Origin of the sequence: Collinsella sp. AM17-1, assembly GCF_003470665.1 — a bacterium.
Classification (GTDB): Bacteria; Actinomycetota; Coriobacteriia; order Coriobacteriales; family Coriobacteriaceae; genus Collinsella.
Map to the genome: position 1 here is coordinate 1 of NZ_QRJZ01000006.1, position 26,387 is coordinate 26,387.

General features: G+C 58.7%; 25 protein-coding genes and 6 tRNA genes. 24 read left to right on the plus strand and 7 right to left on the minus strand.

The window, feature by feature from the left end; translation table 11 throughout:
• From DW195_RS10570 to folB, 15 genes are all read left to right on the plus strand, one after another.
• Window positions 1-183: hypothetical protein (locus DW195_RS10570; protein ID WP_233540809.1), on the plus strand; the 183-nt coding region annotated here is incomplete at its 5' end.
• 65 nt (window positions 184-248) lie between these two features.
• Window positions 249-338 (plus strand) — tRNA-Leu (locus DW195_RS04170).
• 59 nt (window positions 339-397) lie between these two features.
• The gene (locus tag DW195_RS04175) at window positions 398-2,743 is read left to right on the plus strand and encodes a GAF domain-containing SpoIIE family protein phosphatase (RefSeq protein ID WP_118205948.1); all 2,346 of its coding nucleotides are present in this window, start codon (window positions 398-400) and stop codon (window positions 2,741-2,743) included.
• Between the two features lie 78 nt (window positions 2,744-2,821).
• Entirely contained in the window at window positions 2,822-3,568 is a 747-nt protein-coding gene (locus DW195_RS04180) for an anti-sigma factor antagonist (RefSeq protein ID WP_118066018.1), read from the plus strand.
• 105 nt (window positions 3,569-3,673) lie between these two features.
• Window positions 3,674-3,749: transfer RNA gene (locus DW195_RS04185), tRNA-Gly, on the plus strand.
• A 34-nt stretch (window positions 3,750-3,783) separates the two neighbouring features.
• Window positions 3,784-3,857: transfer RNA gene (locus DW195_RS04190), tRNA-Cys, on the plus strand.
• A 42-nt stretch (window positions 3,858-3,899) separates the two neighbouring features.
• Window positions 3,900-3,975 (plus strand) — tRNA-Gly (locus DW195_RS04195).
• Between the two features lie 523 nt (window positions 3,976-4,498).
• On the plus strand, window positions 4,499-6,232 hold the full coding sequence (locus DW195_RS04200) for a glycoside hydrolase family 13 protein (RefSeq protein ID WP_147356483.1): 1,734 nt from the start codon (window positions 4,499-4,501) through the stop codon (window positions 6,230-6,232).
• Between the two features lie 141 nt (window positions 6,233-6,373).
• A tRNA-Gly gene (locus tag DW195_RS04205) sits at window positions 6,374-6,449 on the plus strand.
• Between the two features lie 3 nt (window positions 6,450-6,452).
• Window positions 6,453-6,527, plus strand: a tRNA-Val gene (locus DW195_RS04210).
• Window positions 6,528-7,194: 667 nt separating this feature from the next.
• Entirely contained in the window at window positions 7,195-9,417 is a 2,223-nt protein-coding gene (nrdD, locus tag DW195_RS04215; protein ID WP_117640824.1) for an anaerobic ribonucleoside-triphosphate reductase, read from the plus strand.
• 426 nt (window positions 9,418-9,843) lie between these two features.
• Entirely contained in the window at window positions 9,844-10,425 is a 582-nt protein-coding gene (gene nrdG, locus DW195_RS04220; protein WP_055251392.1) for an anaerobic ribonucleoside-triphosphate reductase activating protein, read from the plus strand.
• A gap of 66 nt (window positions 10,426-10,491) precedes the next feature.
• Window positions 10,492-11,049, plus strand: a complete 558-nt coding sequence (gene folE, locus DW195_RS04225) for a GTP cyclohydrolase I FolE (RefSeq protein ID WP_055251394.1) — start codon at window positions 10,492-10,494, stop codon at window positions 11,047-11,049.
• A gap of 2 nt (window positions 11,050-11,051) precedes the next feature.
• Window positions 11,052-11,633: an HD domain-containing protein gene (locus tag DW195_RS04230; protein WP_172622418.1), complete on the plus strand. Its 582-nt coding sequence runs from the start codon at window positions 11,052-11,054 to the stop codon at window positions 11,631-11,633.
• Window positions 11,634-11,676: 43 nt separating this feature from the next.
• Window positions 11,677-12,162 carry a dihydroneopterin aldolase gene (gene folB / locus DW195_RS04235; protein ID WP_199576308.1) on the plus strand — a complete coding sequence of 162 codons (486 nt, stop codon included), beginning with the start codon at window positions 11,677-11,679 and terminating at the stop codon, window positions 12,160-12,162.
• 6 nt (window positions 12,163-12,168) lie between these two features.
• Here the strand turns inward: folB and DW195_RS04240 are convergent, their stop codons facing one another.
• Both DW195_RS04240 and DW195_RS04245 read right to left on the minus strand, forming a co-directional pair.
• Window positions 12,169-12,945, minus strand: coding sequence for a M48 family metallopeptidase (locus DW195_RS04240; RefSeq protein WP_233540810.1), 777 nt, complete (start codon window positions 12,943-12,945; stop codon window positions 12,169-12,171).
• Between the two features lie 74 nt (window positions 12,946-13,019).
• A complete protein-coding gene (locus tag DW195_RS04245; RefSeq protein WP_117646587.1) occupies window positions 13,020-14,033 on the minus strand; it encodes a dipeptidase in 1,014 nt (337 codons plus the stop codon).
• 120 nt (window positions 14,034-14,153) lie between these two features.
• Here DW195_RS04245 and DW195_RS04250 point away from each other — a divergent pair, with 120 nt between their 5' ends.
• From DW195_RS04250 to DW195_RS04260, 3 genes are all read left to right on the plus strand, one after another.
• The gene (locus DW195_RS04250) at window positions 14,154-14,582 is read left to right on the plus strand and encodes a peptidylprolyl isomerase (protein WP_035138874.1); all 429 of its coding nucleotides are present in this window, start codon (window positions 14,154-14,156) and stop codon (window positions 14,580-14,582) included.
• A gap of 3 nt (window positions 14,583-14,585) precedes the next feature.
• On the plus strand, window positions 14,586-15,161 hold the full coding sequence (locus tag DW195_RS04255; RefSeq protein WP_118205951.1) for an urease accessory protein UreE: 576 nt from the start codon (window positions 14,586-14,588) through the stop codon (window positions 15,159-15,161).
• Window positions 15,162-15,243: 82 nt separating this feature from the next.
• Window positions 15,244-16,041, plus strand: a complete 798-nt coding sequence (locus DW195_RS04260) for an HAD-IIB family hydrolase (protein ID WP_158567896.1) — start codon at window positions 15,244-15,246, stop codon at window positions 16,039-16,041.
• Window positions 16,042-16,118: 77 nt separating this feature from the next.
• Here the strand turns inward: DW195_RS04260 and DW195_RS04265 are convergent, their stop codons facing one another.
• From DW195_RS04265 to DW195_RS04285, 5 genes are all read right to left on the minus strand, one after another.
• Entirely contained in the window at window positions 16,119-16,499 is a 381-nt protein-coding gene (locus DW195_RS04265) for a Fur family transcriptional regulator (RefSeq protein WP_199576309.1), read from the minus strand.
• 61 nt (window positions 16,500-16,560) lie between these two features.
• A complete protein-coding gene (locus DW195_RS04270) occupies window positions 16,561-16,971 on the minus strand; it encodes an acylphosphatase (RefSeq protein ID WP_118205953.1) in 411 nt (136 codons plus the stop codon).
• A gap of 2 nt (window positions 16,972-16,973) precedes the next feature.
• Window positions 16,974-18,080, minus strand: coding sequence for a Gfo/Idh/MocA family protein (locus DW195_RS04275; RefSeq protein ID WP_118205954.1), 1,107 nt, complete (start codon window positions 18,078-18,080; stop codon window positions 16,974-16,976).
• Between the two features lie 75 nt (window positions 18,081-18,155).
• Complete coding sequence (gene rnhA, locus DW195_RS04280) at window positions 18,156-18,641, minus strand: ribonuclease HI (protein WP_117564440.1); 486 nt, start codon at window positions 18,639-18,641, stop codon at window positions 18,156-18,158.
• Window positions 18,642-18,740: 99 nt separating this feature from the next.
• Window positions 18,741-19,643, minus strand: a complete 903-nt coding sequence (locus DW195_RS04285) for a LysR family transcriptional regulator (RefSeq protein WP_117646581.1) — start codon at window positions 19,641-19,643, stop codon at window positions 18,741-18,743.
• A gap of 273 nt (window positions 19,644-19,916) precedes the next feature.
• Between DW195_RS04285 and DW195_RS04290 the strand changes: the two genes are divergently transcribed.
• The 6 genes from DW195_RS04290 (at window position 19,917) to DW195_RS04315 (ending at window position 26,379) form a co-directional block, all read left to right on the plus strand.
• Entirely contained in the window at window positions 19,917-21,227 is a 1,311-nt protein-coding gene (locus DW195_RS04290; protein WP_118205955.1) for an O-acetylhomoserine aminocarboxypropyltransferase/cysteine synthase family protein, read from the plus strand.
• A gap of 312 nt (window positions 21,228-21,539) precedes the next feature.
• Window positions 21,540-22,316 (plus strand): hypothetical protein, encoded by a 777-nt coding sequence (locus DW195_RS04295; RefSeq protein WP_117716544.1) that lies wholly within the window; start codon window positions 21,540-21,542, stop codon window positions 22,314-22,316.
• Between the two features lie 187 nt (window positions 22,317-22,503).
• Complete coding sequence (locus tag DW195_RS04300; RefSeq protein ID WP_118205956.1) at window positions 22,504-22,704, plus strand: hypothetical protein; 201 nt, start codon at window positions 22,504-22,506, stop codon at window positions 22,702-22,704.
• Between the two features lie 246 nt (window positions 22,705-22,950).
• Window positions 22,951-24,258 carry an aldo/keto reductase gene (locus tag DW195_RS04305; protein WP_233540811.1) on the plus strand — a complete coding sequence of 436 codons (1,308 nt, stop codon included), beginning with the start codon at window positions 22,951-22,953 and terminating at the stop codon, window positions 24,256-24,258.
• Between the two features lie 90 nt (window positions 24,259-24,348).
• The gene (locus DW195_RS04310) at window positions 24,349-25,368 is read left to right on the plus strand and encodes a Gfo/Idh/MocA family protein (protein WP_233540812.1); all 1,020 of its coding nucleotides are present in this window, start codon (window positions 24,349-24,351) and stop codon (window positions 25,366-25,368) included.
• 144 nt (window positions 25,369-25,512) lie between these two features.
• Window positions 25,513-26,379: a deoxyribonuclease IV gene (locus tag DW195_RS04315; RefSeq protein ID WP_118205958.1), complete on the plus strand. Its 867-nt coding sequence runs from the start codon at window positions 25,513-25,515 to the stop codon at window positions 26,377-26,379.
• Window positions 26,380-26,387 lie beyond the last annotated feature (8 nt).

A 26,387-nucleotide genomic window follows, 5' to 3' on the forward strand; every position in this document is an offset into this window, starting at 1 on the left:
CCCGGCGCATTCCGCAGGGGGAGCGATATTTTGCAGCACGAAGTGCGCAGCAAAATATCGCTCATGCCCGAGGACGCGCCGGGAGGCAGCACCGATTCGGGGCCGGACATGCGGATCTACCTGCGCAATTACAAATTCGTAAACTTTTTTGAAAAAAGTGCTTGCACAGTTCTCGAATCATAGGTTATTATCTTCCTCGTTGAACGCGCGGGTCCAACAAAACGAACCGCGAATCAACAACATAGCATGTCGGAGTGGCGGAATTGGCAGACGCGCTAGCTTGAGGTGCTAGTGACCGCTTTTTGGTCATGCGGGTTCAAGTCCCGCCTCCGACACCATCGCATTTGAGAAGCCTCTTCGGAGGCTTTTTTGTTACCGATAGACGGTGAGGTCCACGATGGAAACGCTTGAACGCAACGAGTGGGCAGACGTTGCCCAACTAGTCGAGATCACGAGCGATGCTGTCATCATCTGCGAGCTCGACGGAACCATTCTGCATGTGAATAATCGCTTACTTGGTTTGATGTGCGAGGAACGCGCCGACGTCATCGGCGGAGATGTTAAAGACGTCCTGTACTCGTCCGCTTTTGAACGTGCGACGGAACATCGTCTGCCATTTGAAACTGATGGCTCCGAGAACGAACTGATGCTCAAGCTGAGTGACGGCTCTTTTATTCCCGTCTTGGTTCGTGCGGGCTCCGTAACGCCTCCACACATCTTTGGGCGCCGCGCACCACGTGTCCTGGTGGCGCTTCACAGTATCGAGGAACAGTATTCTCACGACCGGCAACTCAAGCGTGCGCTTTCGGAGCTTAGAGTGGCGAACAAGCGCCTCTCTGGCACGCTCTCGGTCATTATGAGTACCGTGGGCTCCGATGAGCTGCCCAGCCTACTTGATACCGTTTTGAACCAGCTTGTAGGAACGCTCGATGCTTCGGGTGCCGCTATCTATTTTTCTGAGAGCGGTGGTTTTAAACTTCGCGGTGTTTCCAAGGAGCTGTACGACAGCTACCTTCCTGAGTTTTTGCCGTATGGCGCTGGCATTCCGACGTATGTTCTTCGTGAGTCGCGTGCCTGTCGCTTGTCGATTCAACAGGACCTTGAGGGTGATAAGGTCGCCTCCGGTATGTTCATGGATCTGGACAATCGTTCTAAGCACCTGTTGCGCATGCAGGATATGCCTCCGTACCGCAGCGAGATCTGTCTTCCCGTTTTTTACGGTACGCAGATCCTTGGCGTGCTGGAAGTTGGTTGGAAACGCCCTCAGGCACCGCTCGCCTATGACGTTAATGTGCTCGAGGTCATTTGCGATTACCTGTCTATCCAGCTGGTCGGCATGGCATCGAGCCTTCGCTCCCGTCGCACGGCCGAGCTTGGCCGCTCGCTCAATGTCTTGCGTGACGAGTTGTTTACCTTTCTAGACGATTCCGCCGCGGCTACCCAGGCGGTATCGTCCGAGATCTGCAATATGCTCAACTGCCATTTTTGCCCTATTGAGTATGACGCCAGTCTGGATTCCTACGTCATAGATTTTGAAGGCGGCAGTCGCGTTGCTTTGCCGGACGATCCCGAGAAGCTTTTCTTTTCCACGACGGCGCCAGCGGCACGTCTGGGGGCTGGCCCTGATGGCTTTGAGGCATCTGTTTTGGGCGGCACGAGCGCCGGGGACCTTAAACACGTCCGTATAACTCGCGTTGACGAATCGATGCCTATGGGAGGCTGGCTTAGGGCGCATGGCCTGCCTTGCCAGGGTCTCTACGTCGACGCCGGCATCGAGGCGGGGCGCCCGCGCTCTGAGGGCGATGGCAAGCACAGTAACGACGCGATCGTTCCTGCTTCTGTTGCGAAGGGCCCGACGACGCGCGCGCTGCTGCTTCGTGATGGTAGCCAAGAGCCGATTGATGACCTTGAATATGACTACTTGGTGCACTTGGCTCATGACTTTGAACTGATCTATGAAGGCGAATCTCAAAAGCGTGAGGAGCGCCATATCGCTCAGACCCTTCAGATTGGCATGAGAAATTCACTGGGGGATGTTCCGGGAATCGCCGCCGATTCGGTGTACCTGTCGGCCACGAACTCGGCGTTGGTCGGCGGCGATTTCTATACGCTCATCCGTCTTCCCGACGATTGCGCCGTCATGATTCTGGGCGATGTGTCTGGCAAAGGCATTGAGGCTGCATCGATGTCCGCGCTCGTCAAGACGGCCCTGACGGCATATGCCTGGGAGGGCGCTGGGCCGGCCCGCATGGCACGCTCCCTTAACAGCATGCTCATGGGCTTTTCAAGGGTCGAGACGTTCGTGACGGCCTTTATCGCCAAGATTGACCTTAAAGCCGGACGTGCAACGTATTGTTCGGCGGGCCATCCTCCGACCATGGTCATCAGGCCAGAGTCGATGCCGCTGGGTGGCGGCGAGGCCCGTGGGGGGGAGGTCGAGCTGCTTGGATGCCAATCGGGGGTAATCGGTGCCTTTGAGAGCATGGTATACGAGACAGGCGTGTTTACGTTCGCTCCTGGTGACATGCTATTTATGTACACCGACGGAACAATCGAAGCGCGTGACCGCTCGGGTGCTTTCTTTGGCGAGCAGCGCCTTCGCGACCTTCTGCTCTCTGTCTCGGGTGAGGGCGTGTCGGGCATTTGCGGCAAGGTCTTGGGCGAGCTTGACCGATTTACCGAATCGGCGCTGGACGATGACATTGCATTGGTGTCCCTTGAGTTTTTACGGGGTCGTTCATAGACGACGCTGGGCGGGCTGAATCCGTACGGTTGGGGAAACGAATGCATCGAGTGGGCTTTTTTGGGGAACCATGGTCGTATGAATGAGTGGAATGACATAGTGGTTTTGACGCCACCAGGCGATATCGACATCGCCACGGTGCCTGCGCTGCGTCGGCGGTTGGATGCTTTGATTGGCCGCGGCGTGCGTCGTGTCGTCATCAACTGCCAGGCTGTTAGCTTTATCGATTCGACGGGCTTGGCATTCCTGCTTACGCGCGCTCGTGAGCTCATGAGGCGAGAAGGCCTGCTTTCGCTCGTCAATGCATCAGGTGAAGTTGTTCGCTTTTTGGAGATTGCCCGTCTTGTCGATATTCTTCATGTCGCGGGGCCGGCACGGGAGTCTATTCCCGCCATTCCGGTGGGGGAGCTGCCTCGCTGGAGTAAGAGCGTCGAGGTCCGTCAGGGTATCGAGAATCTTCCATACTACCGACATCGCATCGCCGAACTCCTTGAATCGCTTCCGTTGCGCCGTGACGAGCGCTACGATGTCGCGTTGGCGTCGGGGGAGGCGCTGGGTAATGCCTATGACCATGCGGGCGGTATCGGGTGCGTCCTGACGGTTCAGGCCTATGGCGATCGCGTTGTGGTTGAGGTGCTTGATCGAGGTGCCGGCTATTCTATCGATGAAACGAGCGAACCGGTCGCATCAGAGGAGCGCGGCCGTGGTATCAAGCTTATGCGTATGCTCGTCGATAACGTGGAGGTTGCTCGTCGTACGGACGGCGCCGGCACGCGCGTGCAGATGGTGAAGCTGTTTAGCGGAGCGCTGGAGTCGTGTGCCTAGCCAATCGCTTTAGCGCGTTTAGCTACTAAGAACATGCGGCAGACAAGTTTTTTGAAAAAAGTACTTGCGTCTTTTGGACAACTCGCGTAAATTAATAACCCGCAAGCGGACATGGCTCAGTTGGTAGAGCACAACCTTGCCAAGGTTGGGGTCGCGGGTTCGAGCCCCGTTGTCCGCTCCATTGCATTTCCGGACCGTTTAGGCGGTCCTTTTTCGGCGAAGTGGCCAAGTGGTAAGGCAGAGGCCTGCAAAGCCTTTACCCCCGGTTCGAATCCGGGCTTCGCCTCCAGACAACATCCGGGCGCTCCGGCGCCCGTTTTGTTTTACATATGCGGACATGGCTCAGTTGGTAGAGCACAACCTTGCCAAGGTTGGGGTCGCGGGTTCGAGCCCCGTTGTCCGCTCCAAACGCAGCAGCCCGACTACTACGGTAGCCGGGCTTTTTCGTACCCATCGCTTGGGCTCGAACCCGAGAGGGAGCGAGCGTTAAGCAAACGCGGAGCGTTTGTAGCGAGCTGGCGAGGACGCCGGCAGGCGGCCGAAGCCGGTGCGGATCCGCGAAGCGAATACGCAGACGCCCCGTTGTCCGCTCCAACTATCTTACGCGGTTCTAACGAACCGCGTTTTTTGTTGACGCTGCGCGAGCCCCGGGCACCCCATCTTGCCCCTCAATCGTCGGTCGCGTACATAAAGTACGCTTCCCTCCTCTTTCGCGGCAACTTGGGGCACCCGGAGCCCGCTCGCTGTCGTGGCCGGAGGAGTGGGCCTTCCGTTCTTTTCACTGATCGATCGATTCGTCCCAGGAGACTCGAACCCGAGAGGGAGCGAGCGTTTTGGGGCGTGGCTGTGGCGTTGTTTGCCGCGAATGTCCGCTTTGGGCGTATCATCGTGGGCATCTCGCAAAACCTCGTTGCAAGGGAGACTCATCCCATGGCTACAGAAAAGTCCTCGTCGCGCCCATGGATGTCCGATGCCGCGATCTATCAGATCTATCCGCGCTCGTTTAAGGATTCGACTGGTTCGGGTCTGGGCGATATCGCGGGCATTACCCAGCAGATGGACTATCTTGAGCGGCTGGGTATCGAGGCCATCTGGCTGAGCCCGTTTTACCCATCGCCTCTCGTCGATGGCGGCTATGATGTGGCGGACTACTGCGATGTCGACCCACGTCTCGGCTCGCTTGACGACTTCGATGACATGATCGCCGCGGCTCATGCGCACGGCATCAAGGTCATCGTCGACATCGTGCCCAACCATTCGTCCAACCAGCACCCCTGGTTCAAAGCCGCTCTTGCCGCCGGCCCCGGATCGCCCGAGCGCGCCCGTTATATCTTCCGCGATGGTCGCGGCGAGCACGGCGAGCTGCCTCCCACCAATTGGAATGCCAACTTTGGTGGCCCCGCCTGGACGCGCGTCGCGGACGGTCAGTGGTATCTGCACATGTTTACGCCCGAGCAGCCGGACTTTGACTGGTCGTGCCCCGAGGTTCATGCGTTCTTTTGCGACGTCCTGGCGTTTTGGAGCGATCGAGGCGTCGATGGCTTTCGCATTGATGTGGCGCACGGTCTCGCCAAGGATCTCGACCGCGATGACCTCGACCGGTGGCATCTCGCCGAGGGCGATGACATGGTTGAGGACGGCACCCATCCGCTGTGGGACCGCAACGAGGTCCACGAGATCTATCGCGAGTGGCGCCGCGTGTTCGACCGCTATGATCCGCCACGCAGCGCCGTTGCCGAGGCGTGGGTGCTGCCCGAGCGCCAGTATCTCTACGCGCGTCCCAGCGAGCTTGGCCAGACATTCAACTTTGAGTTTGCCAAGGCCACTTGGACCTATGATGACATGCATGCTGCAATCGAGGAGGGCTTGAAGGCAGCTATAGAATCCGATTCCGCCTCGACCTGGGTGCTCTCCAACCACGACGTGCCGCGCGTGGCGACGCGCTATGCCCTGCCGCAGATCAAGGCGACGCGCTACCACCAGATTGCGCTCGACTGGCTCTTACGCGACGGGTCGTCTTATGACGAGGACCGTGAACTCGGCGAGCGCCGCGCGCGGGCGGCCCTTTTGCTCGAGCTGGCGCTTCCGGGCTCGGCATACGTGTATCAGGGTGAGGAGCTCGGCCTTTTTGAGGTGGCTGACATTCCGTGGGCTGCACTCGAAGATCCTACTGCGACCAATACGCGCGGACCGAAGCGCGAGAAGGGGCGCGACGGCTGTCGTGTGCCCCTGCCGTGGGTGGCGGCGGACGATCCCGCGCAGGGCGGATCGTTTGGGTTTTCGCCGGCAGACGCCGATGCGGCGCCCCATCTGCCGCAGCCTGCATGGTTCTCCTATTATGCTGCCGATAGGGAAGAAACGGACCCGACATCGATGCTTGCGCTCTATCGTGACGCCCTCTGGCTGCGGCGCAAGCTGCGCGGGTGCGCCAACGATCTTGCGTGGCTCGATCTTGACGGGCACACCGGTCTTGCGGATGGTGCCGAGGGCGCTGAGGGCGGCGTCATTGCCTATCGCCGCGATAACGGCTGGGCGTGTGTGACGAACTTCGGTGCAGCACCCGTGGAGCTGCCGGCGGGCAGGGTCCTGCTCACTTCATCACCGCTTGCAGACGGCAGGCTCGCGCAGGACAGCTCTGCCTGGATCATGCTCGCTGAGTTGTAGGGGCCTCTTGCGGCGAGTTTGCGTTTGCCTGCACTTTCCGTGGTGGCTGATGCCTTCTCGAGGTTCGCGAGGGCGTCGCAAAACTTTTTAAAAAAAGTTCTTGCATAGGATGCGGGTATCACGTAAGATTAATCCTCGTAAGCGGACATGGCTCAGTTGGTAGAGCACAACCTTGCCAAGGTTGGGGTCGCGGGTTCGAGCCCCGTTGTCCGCTCCATTTGGGCGTTTAGCTCAGGGGGATAGCGCTTCCCTGACACGGAAGAGGTCAGAAGTTCAAATCTTCTAACGCCCACCAAATGTTCGCAGCCCAGAGGCATCGCCTCTGGGCTGTTTTGTTTTGGTCGCCAAATACGTCACCAAATTTCGAGTTTTTGATCTTCCGGGATGCTTCTCAGTAGTCATCCGAGGAAACTCTCATCTTCTCCGTTTGCATACACATATCTTTCAAGGATTCGTGCCGCGGTGGCATGAGACTCGGCAAGGCACGACCGCAACATGTTGGTCAAGCATAATCTTTTGGATTCTTTTGGCGTGAGCGGCTTGGTTTTGGTAGGATTTGTCAGCGGCTTGACTAAGGGGGTTTTATAACTGCCATGCAGGTAGCCGTGTTGGTAACGTTTTACCGACTTGTCAAATACCCCTCATTTTTAATGCGTCTGCAAAATGACCAATTGCTTTGACCTGCTGAAACACTATATGTTGTGTTTGACCTAAAAAAAGAATACAGGATATAGATGCTTCTTTGTCGTATGATAGATGGCGGACAGAGAACGAAGACCTTAACTGCCTCTTTTGAACGTGTCCTTGAACCGCTTGATTGGCTCTAGGGAATGTCCGCATGGAGGCTTATGGTTTATCGAGAACACAGATTGCGCGACGGCGCCGCAAGGCAGGGGCAGGCCCTGCCGGGTATCGTTTGGCTCTGAAGCGCAATGAGGCTACGACGCGAAAGAGGCAAGAGGATGAAGATCATCAAGCGCAGCGGCACCGAGGTTGTCTTTGACATCGATAAGATCGTCAATGCCATCCGCGCCGCAAACTTGGAGGTCGAGGAGAGCTCTCGTCTTACCGACCGCCAGGTGGTTTATGCGGCGCAAAACGTCGCCGAGGCATGCGAGAACGCGGGCCACACCGTTTCGGTCGAGGAGATCCAGGATTTGGTCGAGGACGAGATCATGCGTCTCGACTGCTACGAGGTCGCCCGCCACTACATCATCTATCGCTATGTTCAGAGCCTGAAGCGCCAGAAGAACACGACCGACGACAAGATTCTGTCGCTGATCGAGTGCAATAACGAAGAGGTCAAGCAGGAGAACTCTAACAAGAACCCGACCGTCAATTCCGTCCAGCGCGACTATATGGCCGGCGAGATTTCAAAGGATCTGACTCAGCGTGTGCTGCTGCCCCAGGAGATCGTGGATGCCCACAATGAGGGCCTGATCCACTTCCACGATTCTGACTACTTTGCCCAGCACATGCATAACTGCGACCTGGTGAACCTGGAGGACATGCTCCAGAACGGCACCGTTATCTCGGGCACGCTGATCGAGAAGCCGCACAGCTTCTCGACTGCCTGCAACATCGCGACGCAGATTATCGCCCAGGTTGCTTCCTCCCAGTACGGCGGCCAGTCTATTTCGCTGACCCATCTCGCCCCCTTTGTTGAGGTGAGCCGTCAAAAGATTCGCGGCGAGGTTGCCCGCGAGCTCGAGGAGCTCGGTGTTTCGGCATCTCCCGAAAAGGTCCGCGAGGTTGTTGAGGACCGCCTGCGTGACGAGATCCGTCGCGGCGTCCAGACGATTCAGTATCAGGTCGTGACCCTTATGACCACGAATGGCCAGGCGCCGTTCGTGACGGTCTTTATGTATCTCAATGAGGCCCGTACGCCCCAGGAGAAGCACGACCTTGCCATGATTGTGGAGGAGACGCTTCGTCAGCGCTATGAGGGCGTTAAGAACGAAGCCGGCGTGTGGATCACCCCGGCATTCCCCAAGCTCATCTACGTGCTCGAGGACGATAACATTCGCGAGGATTCGCCGTACTTCTATCTGACCAAGCTCGCCGCCAAGTGCACCGCCAAGCGCATGGTGCCCGACTACATCTCCGAGAAGAAGATGCGCGAGCTTAAGCTGTCTAAGGGCGAGACTGCCGGCAACGGCGATTGCTACACCTGCATGGGTTGCCGCAGTTTCCTGACGCCCGACCGTTCGGGCAACGGCTTTAACAATGTCGCCAACGCGCTGAACTATGACCCGACCAAGCCTAAGTACTACGGTCGCTTTAACCAGGGTGTTGTGACCATCAACCTGCCCGATGTCGCGCTGAGCTCGCATCAGGACATGGATAAGTTCTGGAAGATCTTCGACGAGCGCCTTGAGCTGTGCCATCGTGCCCTGCTGTGCCGTCATGAGCGCCTGATGGGCACGCTTTCGGATGCCGCGCCGATTCTTTGGCAGTACGGCGCCCTGGCGCGTCTGAAGAAGGGCGAGACGATCGACAAGCTGCTCGTGGGCGGCTATTCCACCATCAGCCTGGGCTATGCCGGCCTGTATGAGTGCGTCAAGTACATGACGGGTCACAGCCACACCGAGAAGGAGGGCACGCCGTTCGCCATGGCCGTCATGCAGCGCATGAACGACAGGTGCGCGGAGTGGAAGGCCGAAAGTGATATCGATTTCTCGCTGTACGGTACGCCGTTGGAGTCGACGACCTACAAGTTCGCCAAGTGCCTGCAGCGTCGTTTTGGCATTATCCCGGGCGTGACGGACAAGGGCTACATTACTAACAGCTATCACGTCCATGTGTCCGAGGAGATCGATGCCTTCGACAAACTTAAGTTTGAAGGCATGTTCCAGCAGCTTTCGCCGGGCGGTGCTATCTCCTACGTTGAGGTTCCCAACATGCAGGACAACCTCAAGGCTGTCATTCGCGTGATGCAGTACATCTACGACAACATCATGTACGCCGAGCTCAACACCAAGAGCGATTACTGCCAGGTGTGCGGCTACGATGGCGAGATCAAGATTGTCGAGGATGACGGCAAGCTGGTGTGGGAGTGCCCCAGCTGCGGCAACCGCGACCAGGAGAAGATGAACGTCGCTCGTCGTACGTGCGGCTACATCGGTACCCAGTTCTGGAACCAGGGTCGAACCGAGGAGATCCGCGACCGCGTGCTGCATCTCTAATAACCATCCCAGGCCGCCCCGTAGCGAGGCCCCGGACCTTTACTCGCTATTTCGGACAGTCCTGGCTCACGACGGAGGCGCCACTGGCGCCTCCTGTTCGTGCGGAACTCATATCGAGCAAAGGTCCGGGGCCTCGCTACGGGGCGGCCAAGTTGATGTAGCTGAGATGCAGCACGCAGCCTGCTCGCTCCTCGAAGTTCTTAGCGGAAATGAGTTGACCTGCGACAACGGTCTGCTTGCGATAACGGTTGAGCTGCAGCATTGTTTTTATTGGACCTCGAACCCTATACTCGATGTTCGCTGAGTTCATTGAGTATCGCTCGCGAGGGGTCTGGAGTATATCGTCCCGCCCGCAGTTTCGCAGGCCGAAGGCCGAGAATGTTTGAGGACGGGATGATATACTCCAGACCCCCAGGAAGGTTACCTATGAACTACGCGAACATTAAGTATTTCGACATTGCTGATGGAGAAGGCGTCCGCACTTCTCTGTTTGTGAGCGGGTGCCGTCGTGGCTGCAAGAATTGCTTTAACTCCGTCGCGTGGGACTTTGCTGCGGGCGAGCCCTTTGATCGTGCCGTCGAGGACAAGATTATCGAGAGCCTCGATCATCCCTTTATTGACGGCCTGACGATTCTGGGCGGAGAGCCCATGGAGCCCGAGAACCAGGCGGGGCTCGTTGAGTTTGTCGAGCGTGTTCGTGCCGCTTATCCTGCGGGGTCAGGAAAGACCATTTGGTGTTTTACCGGCGACGTGCTCGAGGAGCTTATGCCGGGTGGTCGTCACCATACCGAGGTCACGGACCGTATCCTTGCCTGCCTCGACATGTTGGTGGATGGCCCGTTTGTTCAGGATCTTTATGATATCTCGTTGCGCTTTAGGGGCTCGAGTAACCAGCGTGTGATCGATATGAACGCTACGCGCGACCGCGCCGTGCGTGAGGGCGTTGCGCTTTGCGACGCTGTGGAGCTTTGGCGGGACGATCCAGTCTATTCGACCCATACTATGTAGCTTGTGGTCGATGCCGGAGGGCGTGGTACCATAGCGCGAACGTGAAATCGGAAAAGTGAGGCCCAGATGGTCGATCAGGAAAAAGTCGAGGCCGCCATTAAGCTGTTGCTTGAGGGCATAGGCGAGGACCCAACTCGTGAGGGCCTGCTGGAGACCCCGGCGCGCGTTGCCCGTATGTATGGTGAGATCGCCGGCGGCATGGACCAGAGTGCCGAGGAGCACCTGTCCAAAACCTTTGCCGTCGCTTCGAACGATTTGGTTATCGAGCGCGACATTACGTTCTACTCGCTGTGCGAACATCATCTGCTGCCGTTTTATGGCAAGGCCGCCATTGGTTATATCCCTAACGGTCGGGTGGCTGGGCTTTCCAAGCTCGCCCGCACGGTTGAGGTTTATGCCCGCCGTCTTCAGCTGCAGGAGCAACTGTGCACACAGGTTGCCGATGCCCTCATGGATTATCTCGCTCCCCAGGGAGCGATTGTGTTGATGGAGGCCGAGCATATGTGCATGACGATGCGTGGCGTGCAAAAGCCCGGCACCAAGACCGTGACGCTTGCTCGCCGCGGCGTCTTTGAGACCGATCCCGCGCTCGAGGAGCGTTTCTTTAGGATGCTGGGCCGCTAACCATGAGAGTCGTCAACGACTTTACATCGAAGACCGATGAGGGGACGTCGCGTCGCGGCTTTATGGCTTCGGGCCTGGCCCCCTTTGGTGCCATGCCTCGCATTGATTACATTTGTGCCAACGGGCTGTTCCGGCGGCACCTGGGCAACATCGTACAGTTGGAATCGGGGCGCATCTTCTGCCGCCACGGTATTGACCATCTGCTCGATGTCGCTCGCATTATGTGGATCAAGAATCTCGAGGAGCAGCTCGAATTTGACCGCGAGGTCATCTACGCCACGGCACTTCTTCACGATATCGGCAAAGATGAACAGTATGAATCGGGTATATCCCATGATGTTGCAAGCGAACGCGTCGCTGATGCGATTCTCGGCGGCATGCCCGATGATGTGGCGTTTGAGCCGGCCGATGCCGCAGCCATTAAGACGGCCATTCTGGGCCATCGAAAGCTGCGCGTGAACAGCCAACCGCTTGAGCGTCTGCTCTATGCGGCCGACAAAGCATCGCGCGCCTGCTTTGCATGCCCCGCGCGCAATGCTTGCAACTGGAGCGATGATAAAAAGAACCTGTCGATTCGCGTGTAGTTAGTTTGCGCGGTTGGGGTTCTAAACGAAGGAGACGATCGCGTTGAGTAACAAAAAACTGCCCGAGAATGCAACCAAGACTGAAGGTGCTGAGCTCGCCCGCCGTGGAAGGGGCGAAATATCCACCGCAACGGCGGTGCCTCACGTGAGCTATGATGATCTGCGCCATGCCGATCGTATTGTCATTGACGGCCTTGAGGTTTTTGCCAACCATGGCGTGTATCCCGAGGAGAACGCGCTGGGTCAGAAGTTCATCGTTTCTCTGGTGCTCTATGCCGACCTGCGCGCGGCGGGGGAGCACGATAACCTGGATGCCTCGATTGACTACGGCTCGGTGTGCCACGATGTTGATGGCTATCTGCGCGAGCACACGTTTAAGCTCATCGAGGCGGCAGCCGAGGGTGTGGCCCAGATGCTGCTGCGTCGTTATCCCTCGCTGCTTGGTGTGCGCATCAAGCTCGATAAGCCGTGGGCTCCTGTTGGCCTGCCCCTGGCAAGCTGCGGCGTCGAGATCGAGCGCGTGCGTTAGGCGACGCTAGAGCTCGTCGGCGGGCGGTTTTTTGAGCCGCTGCGACAGGGCTCTATTGTCGGGGCAGTACGTGTCGAGCAGGGCATGGAACCGTTGATTGTGGCTCGGCTCGAGCAGATGAACGAGCTCGTGGGCGACAACCATGTCGAGGCATTCGACAGGGTAGGCGGCCAGTTCGCGTGCGATGCGAATGGCGCCGGTTTTGGGCGTGCATGAGCCCCAGCGCGTCTTCATACTGCGCACGGAGGCGCGGGAGACGGCGACACCCATTGCGATTTCGTACGCGTGCACCATATCGCGCAGCGCCGATGTGACCTCGGACGTATAGAGCTGGTCGATGTGGGCTTGGAGCTCGTCGGACGTTAGGCCGTCGAGGATTGCGCGCCGCTTGGCCTGTGGGCCTTCGTCCGATTCGTCGGTACCCATAAAACTTGCGAAGGTGGCCTGCTTGGGCCGCGGTGCGGGCGATGCAAAGTTGTGATCGAGTGCGTCCTGTACCGTGATGGGCTTGCCCCAAAGTGCAATGATGGACGAGGGGCTGAGCGGCTCTCGCGCCGTCGCCTGACGTTGCTCGCGCTGGGCAAGTCGGCCGATAATCCAGGCGCTGTTGCGCTTCACAAACGCTTCGATGCGCTCGCGACCGGCGCCGAGCGGTGCGCTGGCGTGGACCTCACCGCTCGATGTGACGCGTAGGTTGAAGTTCTTGACGCGTTTTTTGGTAACGATGACGGGCAAGGCCGTCCCATCCGGTCGAGATACGGAAATCGTAAATTGCTGCGTCAAAAGCGGTCCTTTGGGTTGGGGACGGGCCGGCATGTCGACCGTTCGGCATGCCGGCCCGCTCAAGGGATGTGAAACTAATAACGCTCAAAGAAGGCAAGCGCGTTGTCGCTGCAGAGCTTTTGCATCACGGTCTTGCCAAAGTGCTTGGAGAGCATGTTCTGGAACTCGGGCATCATGCTGGCATCGGAGAGGAAAGCGGGCACCGTGGCGCCGTCCCAGTCGCCGCCGAGCGCGATGACATCTTCGCCGCCCAGGTCGAGCCAGTGCTCGATATGGGCCGCCAGCTGGTCGAAGGTGACATCTGCAGCGGTCTCGTCGGTTGCTTCGTTAGACAGGAACTCGCTGCAGTAGTTGAGGCCGACGATGCCGCCCATGTCGCGAATGGTGCGGAACTGGTCGTCGGTAAGGTTGCGCTTGACGCCGCAAACCGCACGGGAGTTGGAGTGGCTGGCGACGAAGGGGCGCGTGGCGCGGGCGGCAACTTCGTCAAAGCACTCGTCGTTAAGATGGGAGACGTCAAGCACCATGCCGGCGTGCTCCATCTGCGTAAGCGCCTCGATGCCGGCGGCGGTGAGGCCGGCGTGGGTATCGTGTCCGCTCGCGAGCGGTCCCTGCGCATTCCAGCTGAGTGATGACATGAGCACGCCCAAGCTCTTGAGCACCTCGATCAGCGCGGGGTCCTCGGCAAAGAACGTGGCGTTTTCGATAGTGTGGATGCAGGCGACCTTGCCGCCCTTGAGCGCAGGGCGAATGTCGGCGGCGCTGCGTACGTTGACCATGCGGTCGTGGTTGAGCATTGCCTGGCCGCTCATGTGCGCCATGATCTGCGCCTGGAAGCGCGCGGCGTGGGCGGTGGGAATCTCGTCGGGGACAAACGTGGCGAAGCACTGTGCCCACGGCGTATTGCCGATCTTTGCGAGCGAGATGGCGCAGGCGTTGCCCTCGATGAGGTCGAAATCCTGCGGATGCGTTTCGTCGCCGGGGAAATACCCGTCGGTGCCCGCGGTAAAGCGCAGGTCGAGATCGAGCGTGGCCCAGCCGATGCGATCGGCGGTGTCGCAGTGTAGGTCAAATACGGGAAATGCCATAGTTCCTCCGGTTGCAGCGTTTCTTTGCAAACTGTCCTTGAATTGTATGACTAGGGTATAGTTAGCGCCATATGTTCATGGCGGTCCGCGTTGTGCGCCGCCCTTATCACGGAGGTTACCATGTCCAACCAGGGCAAGAAGGTTAAGACTCATTATCGCGGCACGCTCGATGACGGCACGCAGTTCGATAGCTCCTACGATCGCGGCGAGCCGCTGGAGTTCACCTGCGGCGCCGGCCAGATGATCAAGGGCTTCGACGCTGCTGTTGTCGACATGCAGGTGGGCGAGAAGAAGACTGTGCACATCCCGGCTGCCGATGCCTACGGCGAGCACAACCCCGAGATGGTCCTGACCTTCCCGGCCGAGCAGGTTCCCAACATCGAGCAGATCGAGAAGGGCATGAAGCTCTTCCTGTCCACGCCGAGCGGTATGCCCGTCCCCGCCGTCGTCATTGACGTGACGCCCGAGGCTGTGACGCTCGACGCCAACCACGAGCTGGCCGGCAAGGACCTCAACTTTGATATCGAGCTCGTCGAGGTCGAGGGCTAGAGCATGCCTGAACGCTTGGTTTCGACGACATGCTTGGGAAATCTCAACGATCCGTCCTATGAACTCCTACTTCGCCGGGAGCTGGGCGGTGTCTTTGAAGTTGACGAGCTCCTGCTCGATTGGGACCAGGCTGATGCGCGCACGTTTGTGGGCGTGACGGAGCTGGGGCGCACGGTCGATGTTCGGCTGGCGTCCGACGGCGGTCGTCTTGCCGACGGCGACGTGCTCGCCATTGACCGTTTGGGCATGGCGCCCGTGGCGGTTGTCGTGCGCCTGCGCAGCGCCGAGGTTTATTTAGTCGAAGTTGACCGCATGGACCCGATTGCGCTCGCGCATGCGTGCTGGGAGATCGGCAATATGCACGCGCCGCTTTTCCGAGGCGACTCGGACGAGCATACCGTGCGCATGTATACGCCGGTGCAGCCTGTTTTGGGCCGCATGCTCCGGGGTGTCGAGGGTGTTCGGCTCTCGGTGGTTACGCGCGAGCTCGATGCCAGTCGGCGCTTTGCGTCGAGCGCGGCGGATGTTGTCGTGAGTATGGCTCCCGACTTTACAATCGTAAAGGCGGCGCGTGGTTAACGCGCATATATGCAAGACGGACTTTGAGAGGCAACGATTCAAAGTCCGTCTTGCTGTTGATGAGATGTTTTGGGGGAAACATATGGGTCTTGAGGGAATCAAGCTGATCGCCTGCGATTTGGATGGCACGTTGCTGCATCCGGGGGAGCGCGAGCCGCGTTCCGAGGCGTTTGAGCTCATCGATGAGCTACATCGTCGCGGCATTGTGTTTATGCCGGCGAGCGGCCGTCAATATGCGAGCCTGCGCTACCTGTTTGCCCCGGTGGCCGATGAGCTCGCCTATGTATGCGAAAACGGAGCCCTGGTGATGAGCGAGGGGCATGCCGTTGTCAAGCGTTCCATGGAGCGTAGCCTTGCTATGGATATCGCGAATGCCGTGGTTGCGTATCCCCATGCCGACGTGACCCTTTCGTGCGAGGGGCACCTCTACACCATGAGCGGCAACGATGCGTTCGTCGACCATTTGCGCTATGAGGTCCACTGCGATGTGGCGGTGGTTGACCGTCCCGAGGACATCGACGAGGATGTCATTAAGATTGCCTTCCAGACGCCCGAAATTGATCAGCCGGTGGCCCTGGAGTATTTCGAGCGTCTCTTTAGCGACCGAGTCGATGTGATGACGTCGGGAACCGAATGGACTGACTTTATCGGCTTTGACTCGGGCAAGGGGTCCGCGCTTGCCGATTATGGTCGTGCCCTGGGGATCTCGCCCGATGCGATGATGGCGTTTGGCGACAATGAGAACGATCGCGACATGCTCAACGTCGTGGGCCATCCCTATCTGATGGAGAGCTGCAACCCTACCATGCGCGGTGTCAATGACCGTGTCCGCTACGTGCGCACGGTCGAAGAGGAACTGCATCGCCTGCTCGCCGAGTAGATATATGTGGCATGCCTAGAAATCGACTTTTTGCTGCAGAGTGCAGAAAGGTGGATTTTAAGGCGTGTCCCAAACATCTACCGGCAGTCGGGACAGAGACCCTCAAAGATGGTGTAGTGCGACGTGACGTGCCAGCCGATTTGCTCGGACGCCTTGTCGTCGAGTTGGGCATCGAAGGGGAGCGGCACGTCGATGACGCGGCTGCACGAGGTGCAGATGATATGTGCGTGCGGCTCGATGGTGCGATCGAAGCGGCTGCCGCCCGGCGTCTTAATAGAGAGAATCTCCCCTGCGTCGGCTAAGAGATTGAGGTTGCGGTAGACCGTGCCGCGGCTGATCTTGTCATCCTGTTCGCGTACGGCGTTGTAGATTTCGTCGGCGGTGGGATGGTTATAGCTTTGGCGCACAGCGTCAAGAACCAGCTTTCGCTGCTTGGTATTCCTTCTTTGCACCGCCATGCGCCTCGCCTCTTTTCTATCAACGGTCGTAGGTAAATGATACCGTATTTAGCACACAATACTAATAACGAGGAATGAAACCGTCTTCATTGGCAAGTGGGGCTCGGGTCTGGGCGTCTACGAGGCGAAAACGCGTTCCCATGCGCTCATAGGAGGCATGAAGCGCCTCGAGATGAGACAGGATGTTTGCCGGAGCTCCCTGTATCTCCATCTCGACTGACCCGTCTTCCATGTTACTCACCCAGCCGGTGAGTGCGCGTGCCTGTGCGAGGTTGGTGTTGGTAAAGCGAAAACCAACGCCTTGGACTTGCCCCTCCCAGCGTAGGAAATAGCGCAGGGGAGTGTCTTGAGTGGCCTCGTCGCTTGCGAGCACAGTAAGCCTGCGGCGCAGCTCGAGCTCGACGTTTGATGGTTTTTGAGGCTCTCGACTGCCGCCGGTGACGCTGGAGAAGAACGTATCGAAGAAGCCCATCGCTAGGCCTGCTTGCCTGCATCGGCCGGGAAGGTAATGCCGGCCTGCTGGCGCACGGCATCCATGATGCGCAGCGAGACGAGCGTGACATCGCGGTAGTGGCCAAGCTCGTGACGTCCCGCCGGGGTCTCCCAAATCTCTTCCTTAACGTTATCGATGCCGCCGATGGCGGTGATAAAGTCCGCGAGCTCGTACTCCATGGTGTTGCTCGATTTGGGAAGGTCGAGCGCGCGTCCGTTGTCGCCTTGCTCGCGCGGCGCCTCGGTCGCCGATCCGCGCACGACGTCGCCGCGATAATCGATGCGTACGTTGCGGGGCGTGGACAGATGGTCAATCTGGATGGTGCCGCGCTCACCTTCGATTTGCGAGGGCAGCAGATCGTTGGTGATCTTGGAATGCGCAAGCTCGACGGAAATGCGGCCTCCGCCATAGCTGGCGAGAATGGAGCCGCAGCCGTCGATGGGGCCGTGCGTGAGCTGTCGCGTGGTGGGGTCGAGCAGAGTAGTCATGCTCGTAAGACCGGAGGGCATGCCGAAGATCTCGACCATGGGCTCGACGGTGTAGACGCCGATGTCCATGAGGGAACCCGATGCCATGTGGCAGTCGAAGATATTGGTGGCGCGCCCCGCGAGAACCTCGTTGTAGCGCGAAGAATACTTGCCAAAGCGCAACGATGCACGACGAATGGGCGCAATCTCGCCCAGGGCGTCCTCGACGGCGTGGAAAGCAGGGTCATGGAGCGGGCGCATGGCCTCGAGGGCTACGACGCCCGCCGCCTCGGCTGCGCGAAAGACCTCGAGCGCTTGCGCCTCGGTGGCACAAAAAGGCTTTTCGACGATAACGTGCTTGCCGCCGGCGATACAGGCGAGCGCCTGCTCGTAGTGGAGCGCATTGGGGCTGCCGATGTAGACGGCGTCGACGTCGGCGGCTGCCGCAAGCTCATCGAGTGAAGTAAAGCTTCGCTCGCCACCGCGCTCGGCGGTAAAGGCAGCACCGCGATCGGCATCGCGTGAAAGCGTGCCCACAAACGCGGCTTGGTCATTGGCGTTGACGACTTGGATAAAGTCGTCGGTAATCATGGATGTGCCGATGGTCGCTATGCGCAGCATGTATCCCCCTCGTGCCGTTCGGTTTACAGGATGAGTGTAGCGCGAGGAGGCAGGAAATAGCGTGCGAAAACGCCGTTACAGGTCGCTCTCGTTAAAGCCAGTGTCGATATCGAGGTTGCTGCCGTCGGCCGCCGTGGTGGCAAGTTCGTCGCAGCGCTCGTTGAGCTCATGGCCGGCGTGGCCCTTAACCCAGATGAACTCCACTTTGTGCTTGCTCTTTGCGGTGAGCAGGCGCTCCCACAGATCGCGGTTCTTGACAGGTTGCTTGTTGGCGGTCTTCCAGCCGCGTTTTTTCCATCCGTCAATCCAGTGCTTGTTGAAGGCGTTGACGACGTACTGCGAATCGGAATGGACCTCGACCTCGCAGGGGCGGTTGAGCGCCTCGAGCGCCACGATAACCGCCATGAGTTCCATGCGGTTGTTGGTGGTCTTGGCGTAGCCGCGCGAAAGCTCGGAGGTAAAGGTCTTGCCGGCGGGGTTGGTGTATTTGAGCACGGCGCCGTAGCCGCCGCGTCCCGGATTTGATCGGGCCGAGCCGTCGGTATAGATGATGACCTTCACGGGCTTCCTTTCGTTGAGTGCGTTTCATGTGAGTGACCATTGTAGCGCCATGCCCGCCGGGGGCTAGCAATCTACGATTTCTACCCCGTCTTCCGACAGTTAGTTGGCATGGATGATGCGGTTGAGCTCGTCGAGGTATTGCTGCAAGAGGGGAGAGGGCTTGCGCTCGTCGTGCATGATATAGCCTACGTGCATCGTTGGGGCGTCTGCTAACGGGATCGATGCCATACCCCATTGCATTTCATTGGAGAGGACACCGGTCGACAGGGTGTAACCGTTCGACGTGATAAGTAAGTTAGTAAGTGTTCCGCGGTCCGAGATTCGTATGTTGCGGTCGCAAGGGATATAGCTAAAAGGTTCCTCGGCGTAATAGAAGGAGTTTGAGGTCCCCTGTTCAAAGCTGTAGCGCGTATAGGGCGTGAGGTCGGCAAGGGACAGCTGCGGGCGGCGTGCGAGCGGGTGGCGCTCGCTAACGAAGACGTGGACCGTCGCGTCGAATAGGGGATGGAAGCTTGCACGGGCATCGGCGAAGGCCTTCTGCAGAACGCGGGCGTTAAAGTCGTCCAGATACAGAATGCCGATATCGCTGCGAAACGCGCGTACGTCGTCGATGATCTGCGCTGTGGTGGTCTCGCGCATGATGAACTCGAACTTGCTGTCGCGGCAGCGCTCGACCACGTTGACAAAGGCCTCGACCGAAAAGGCGTAGTGCTGGGCGGAAATGGCGAGGCGGGCTTGCGGGGTGCCGCCGTCCTCGTAGCGCGCCTCGAGCATGTCGGCCTGCTCTACGACCTGGCGCGCATAGCCCAAAAGCTCGGTGCCGTCGTTGGTGAGCGTGACGCCGCGGCTGGAGCGCGTAAAGATCTCCAGATGGAGCTCCTGCTCTAGGCTTTTGACGGCATTGGAGATATTGGACTGTGCCGTATAGAGGCGCTGGGCTGCGGCGTTGATCGATCCGGACTCTGCCACGGCGATCAAAAAGCGAAGCTGCTGGAGGGTCATTGGCGCCCGTCCTTTCGATAGCTATCTAAAAAACCGATAACAAGTTAGCGCATTTAAGTGATTGACCGAGGGAGACAATGCCCGTACTATTCAAAACACACAAAGGCGGTAGGTAATTAAGCCAACTACGGAACCGGGACGCGAAAGGAGGCCTGCATATGAATTGCTTACCAAGACGAATGCCGGGCTCCTGTTTGCGCCCGTCGGCGTGATCAGGAGACAGCGAATTACTTCTCTCTTTTTATTTACTTTCGTTCGATCAAGGAGATCATCATGAGCCAGTTCATCAACAACCCTGAGCACACCTTTGGTTTCGATACCCTGCAGCTGCACGTTGGCCAGGAGAGCGCCGATCCCGCATCCGACTCCCGTGCCGTGCCCATCTACCAGACCACGAGCTATGTGTTCCGCAACTCCCAGCACGCCGCCGACCGCTTTGGTCTTGCCGACGCCGGTAACATCTACGGCCGTCTGACCAACTCCACCCAGGGTGTCTTCGAGGACCGTATCGCCGCACTCGAGGGCGGCGTGGCAGGTCTTGCCGTCGCCTCCGGCGCTGCTGCCATCACCTATACCCTGCAGGCCCTTGCCCAGGCCGGTGACCACGTGGTGGCTCAGAAGACCATCTACGGTGGCTCCTACAACCTGCTGGAGCATACGCTCTCCCAGTTTGGCGTCGAGACCACGTTTGTCGATGCCCATAACTTGGAAGAGGTTGAGGGTGCCATCAAGGACAACACCACGGTCATCTATCTCGAGACGCTCGGCAACCCCAACTCTGACATCCCCAACATCGACGCCATCTCCGAGATTGCCAAGAAGCACGGTCTGCCGGTTGTCGTCGACAACACCTTCGGCACCCCGTATCTGTTCCGTCCGCTGGAGCATGGTGCCAACATCGTCGTTCACTCCGCAACCAAGTTCATCGGCGGCCACGGCACCTCGCTGGGCGGTGTGATCGTCGACGGCGGTAACTTCGATTGGAAGGCGAGCGGCAAGTATGCGCAGATCGCCGAGCCCAACCCCTCCTACCATGGCGTCTCGTTTGCCGAGGCTGCCGGTCCCGCCGCCTTCGCAACCTATGTCCGCGCTATCTTGCTGCGTGACGAGGGCGCCTGCATCAGCCCGTTCAACGCCTGGATCCTGCTCCAGGGCACCGAGACTCTGTCGCTGCGCGTTGACCGTCATGTCGAGAACACCAAGAAGGTCGTTGAGTTCCTGGCTGGTGACAGCCATGTCGCCAAGGTGAACCACCCGAGCCTGTCTGAGCACCCCGATCACGAGCTCTATCAGAAGTACTTCCCCCGTGGCGGTGCCTCGATCTTTACCTTTGAGATTAAGGGTGGCCAGGAGGCCGCCTGGAAGTTCATCGATCATCTGCAGGTGTTCTCGCTGCTCGCCAACGTGGCCGACGTCAAGTCGCTCGTCGTGCACCCGGCTACCACCACGCACTCCCAGCTCTCTGCCGAGGAGCTCGCCGAGCAGAACATCACGCCCTCCACGATCCGTCTTTCCATCGGTACCGAGAACGCCGAGGATATCATTTGGGATCTGAAGCAGGCCTTCGCCGCGCTGGACGAGTAAGGCGACTTGTGCAAGGACCCCTTGCGACTCGATAGGTATAACTGCATAAAATGCCTGCTCAAGGCGCCTGTGCGAACAATGGTTGCACAGGCGCCTTTTTTGCATAGAGCGGGTGCAAAAACAGGGTTTTTGACACGCTTTATGCATTCGAGTTATGGAAAACTCCTGTTGAGAGGATGTGAGTTTTACGCAATTGACGTGCACCTTTTGAGAAAAACCGCAGGTCGCGATTTGCTCGGGGTACTATGCAGCGCGATCGAATCACACGCAGCTTAAACGCAGCAAAAACGTACTACGGAGGTTTCCAGCTACATGAGGATCGATTCACGAAAACCGAAAGCCGCCGCCCTTTCCGCCGCTCTGACCGTGGCACTTTTGGCGGGCGCCGGCGCAACTGATGCCCACGCGACGACACTATCCGATACGGTCGGATCTACGTCGTCCGAGGCGACGCTGGTGCAGCCCGTCGACTACCGCGGCGACGGTTATGGCTCTATGCAGGAGTGGAACGCCTCGATGGGGGCAAAGCGCGATTCCCTGGAGATGCGCGCTCAGATCATTATGAACATGTACGGTGACTATGCCACCGATGACGAGCGCGCTGTACTACAGGGTTGCATCGACGGTGCGGGCAGTCTTTTGACGATGGATGAGGTCGACGCCAAGTCGACCGAGCTCGACGAGCTTCGCTCCACGCTTGAGGATGCCAAGCGCGAGGCGCTCGAGGCTGCCGCAGCCGAAGCCGAGGCCGCTGAGGCCGTTCAGGCTTCGTATTACAACGCCGGCTCCGGCTCGTCTTACACGTCTGCTGCGTATTGCGCGAACGGCTCGGGTCTGACGCGCTCGAGCGGCGTCAATAACTATAACGGCCGCCGCGAGACTTATTACAGCAGCAACGTGTTGTATCACCACCGCACGGGCGAATGGACGCAGGATTCCGAGGGCTTTTGGCGCGATTCCGATGGCTACTACGTCGTTGCCGCGGGCGATAAGGCCCAGGGCTCGACTTTTACGGGCTCTAAGGGCGAGTGCAAGGTCTATGACTCCGGCTGTGCTGCCGGAACCACCGACTACTATACCGGTTGGTAATCTGCCATAAGCCAATAGGACATGACGGGCGGGCGTCTTTACCGAGCCTTTGGGCAACGTAAGGGCGTCCGTTTTTTGTGCGTGCTTGAGTTAACAGAGCGCTTACCGTGGCCGTACGCCGCGCATATGGGCGCGGGGCACACTAAGTCACGAGAAACAAAGTCGTTCTCGTGGAGGAAGTGGTCTTGTGAACGCTCGAGATATCGCCGTTGCCGCCGTTGCATTGACGCTTGGCTGCCTTGGTCCTACGGCCGCGCTCGTCGCGGGTATGCAGGGCACGTGCGGAGCTGCTCCTATCGTTGTGGGGGCCCTGATTGCTGTCGCTGCGCTGGGAAGCGCCGGCGTCGTCCTTTGCCGTGATGATGAGGACGAGATCGTGGGGTCCTAAAGTTAGCCTCAACTCTGGTTTTACCGGAGCGTGTTGCGTGCTCCGGATAGCGGTATTTAGAAGAACAAACGCATGGGAACTCACGGCTTAAAGCCAAACCAGTGTGGGGTGTCGCACGAGAGCGTGTGAGTGAGGTTGACCCAGCGATAATCGGTGCTTTTGAGCTGGGATGCGAGGTTCCAAAGGTCGAGCGCGGGCATGGGTGGCTCCTTTCATCGGGCTTTTTGCTGATGTTAAAGCGGTGTCATGACGGCTCGATTTCTGCTGCGTTACGATACGTTCTCGATTGCGATTCCACGATGTTTCGGCCGCGTGACCGTTGTGTTTCGCCGTGCCGGGGCGCTGATGGCGAAGGGAGGGGCCGTGCAATACCGCGTTGACCCCAAAAGTGGTAACCGAATATCCGCTCTCGGTCTGGGCTGCATGAGGTTTCCCGGTGCGCCGGGCCATCCGGACGCTAAGGCAGCCGACGCCATCATTTCCCATGCGGTGGAGCAGGGGATCAATTATCTGGATACCGCGTATCTCTATCCCGGTAACGAGGCATGCGTGGGCGCCTCACTTGAGCGCTTGGGGCTGCGCGACCGGGTGTTGCTGGCGACTAAGTTGCCGCACGCTTCGTGCAAGTGCGCGGAGGATTTCGACCGGTTTTTCGACGAGCAACTGCGTCGCCTGCGGACCGACCATATCGACTATTACCTTATGCACAACATCACCTCGCCCGCCCAGTGGGAGCGCGTGGTGGCGTTGGGCATCGAGGACTGGATTGCGCACCAAAAGGCTGCGGGGCGTATTCGCCAGATAGGTTTTTCGTACCACGGCAGTGCGGCGGACTTCCTCACGATGCTTGACGCGTATGACTGGGATTTTTGCCAGATCCAGTACAACTACGCTGGAGAGCGCTACCAAGCGGGGACGGCGGGGCTCATGGCAGCCGCCGAGCGCGGGCTCGCGGTGTTTGTGATGGAGCCGCTGTTGGGCGGGCGTTTGGCGGGCAAGCTGCCGCCGCGGGCCCGCGCCGTGCTCGATGGCGCCCATGACCCGCGCCTGCGCACTCCTGCCGCCTGGGGGCTTTCGTGGGTGTGGAACCATCCTCAGGTCACGATGCTGCTTTCGGGCATGACCGATACCGCGCAAGTGGATGAGAACGCGGCGCTGGCCGACCGAGCCCTGCCGGATTCGATGACGGGCGCTCAGCTCGATACCATTGCGCGCGTGCTGACGGAATTTGAAAAATCGAATCGCGTGCCTTGTACGGGATGCGGCTACTGCATGCCGTGTCCCAAAGGCATCAATATCCCTGGGTGTTTTGCCGCCTACAATGCAAGCTATGCGCACAGCTGGTTTACGGGTCTATCGCAGTATTTTACGGCGAGCGCGGTGCGGACGAGCGAGCCCAAGTTGGTGAGCAACTGCGTTAAATGCGGCAAATGCGCGCGTCACTGCCCGCAACACATCGATATTCCCGGGCGCTTGGACGACGTACGCCGCCGTTTTCAGCCTGGCCCCGTGACGGCGGTGCTCAAGGCCTTCGGCAAAACGCGCTCCTCATGACCCTTTTATAGCTTGCGGTGGAATAGTTCCTGTTTGCGGCAGAATGGGGCTTAAACAGGAACTAATCCACCGCAACTGAAGGGGGCTGTCGTGGGCCATCGGGATTCATGTGATGATTTGCGCGAGGTTCGTTGGGGCGTTTTGGGCGCTGGGCACATTTCGCATCGATTTGCATCGTCGCTCAAGGAGGTGGACGGGGCGCGGCTTGTGGCTGCCGCCGGTCGCACCCCTTCGCATGTTGAGGAGTTTTGCAGGGCGTTTTCGATTGATACCGCGCACAGCTATGCCACGACTGACGATAGCGGCGATGCGGCTTATGATGCGCTGATTGCCGACCCCGATGTCGACGCAATCTACTTGGCTCTTCCACATGGCATGCATGCGCATTGGGTCTGTCGGGCACTGCGCGCGGGAAAGGCCGTGCTGTGCGAAAAACCGGCCGTTTTGAGTGAGGAAGAGGCTCTATCGATTGCCTCCACCTCTCGCGAGCGCGGCGTACTGTTTATGGAGGCGATGAAGAATCGGTTTTGTCCGATGCATACTCGCGTGAAGGGTTTGCTTGCGTCGGGCGAGCTTGGCCGTATCGTCTCGATCGAAAGCGTGCAAAAACTCGATTATGGTCAGCCGCCTTCGAGTTATCTGCTCGATCCGTTGCAGGGTGGCTGTCTATATGACATGGGCTGCTACGCGGTCGGGTGGTTTGAGGATCTTCTTGCGGGTGCGTGCGATGTTTCGTCTCGTGAAGTTCGCTGGCGTGACGTATCGGGTGGCCGCGTGGATTGGGCCGATGAGATCCATATGAGTGTCGGCGGTATACCCATTCATATGGTGTGCGACGGCAAAGCAGCATGTGAAAGCCGTTTAACGATTGCCTGCGAGCGGGGCTCGTTGGAAATCGAGCGCCTCCATCGCCCCGAGCTCGCCCATGTGAAGTACTCCGACGGACGAATGCTCGAAATAAATGCCCCGTTTGAGGTCGATGATTTCTACGGCGAAATTCATCATGTGACCCAGCTCATCCGGGCGGGGAAACTCGAGAGTCCCGTCATGCCCCTTGCCGCCACACAGCGCTGTGCGCAGATCATTGATGCGATTCGCTTGACGCTCTAGGCTGCGGTGCTGGTGCTCAAGGGGGCTCGGCGGACCTTGCCCCTGATGCCCCTTTTATATCTTGCGGTGGAATACGGTCTGTTTGCGCCAAAATAAGGCACCAATAGACCGTATTTCACCGCAACTGATGAGGGGGAGTTGGAGATGCTAACGATCGGGTGTCATCTTTCGACGACGAAGGGCTATCGGGCAATGGGGGAGACGGCGCTATCCATTGGCGCCAATACCTTTGCATTCTTCACGCGCAACCCGCGTGGTGGCAAGGCAAAAGACCTTGATATGGATGACGTGGCGGCTCTGCGCGAGCTTATGGCGCAAAACGACTTCGGTCCGCTCGTGGCTCATGCCCCGTATACCTATAACCCCTGTTCGGCTAAAGAGCGGGCGCGCGAGTTTGCCTTGGAGGCAATGGCCGAGGACTTGCAGCGTCTGGAAGCGCTGCCCGGCAATTACTACAACTTCCATCCCGGTGCGCATGTGGGACAGGGGGCAGACGCCGGCATTCAGATGATTGTCGACACGCTGTGCCAGGTGATGTTTGAGGGACAGCAGACGACGGTGTTGCTCGAGACCATGGCGGGCAAGGGCACCGAGGTGGGCCGTAGCTTTGAAGAGCTGGCGTGCATTATCGAGGGCGTTGCCGCCAAGTGCCCAGAGCTGTCCGATAAGCTGGGCGTTTGTTTGGACACCTGTCATGTGAGCGATGCCGGCTACGACATCATCCATGATCTGGACGGCGTACTCGACGAGTTCGACCGCGTGGTGGGCATCGATCGCCTGCATGCCGTACACATCAACGATTCAAAGAATCCCTGTGGCGCCCATAAAGATCGTCACGAGTGCATCGGCAAGGGATACCTTGGCAGCGAGGAGTTTGGCGCCGGTATGCAGGTTATGCAGAATATTGTATCGAATAGCCGTTTGCGTGCACTGCCGTTCATTTTGGAGACACCGAACGAACTTGCAGGTTATGCAGCTGAAATCAAACTATTAAAGTCATTGCAGCAGTAATAACTGTC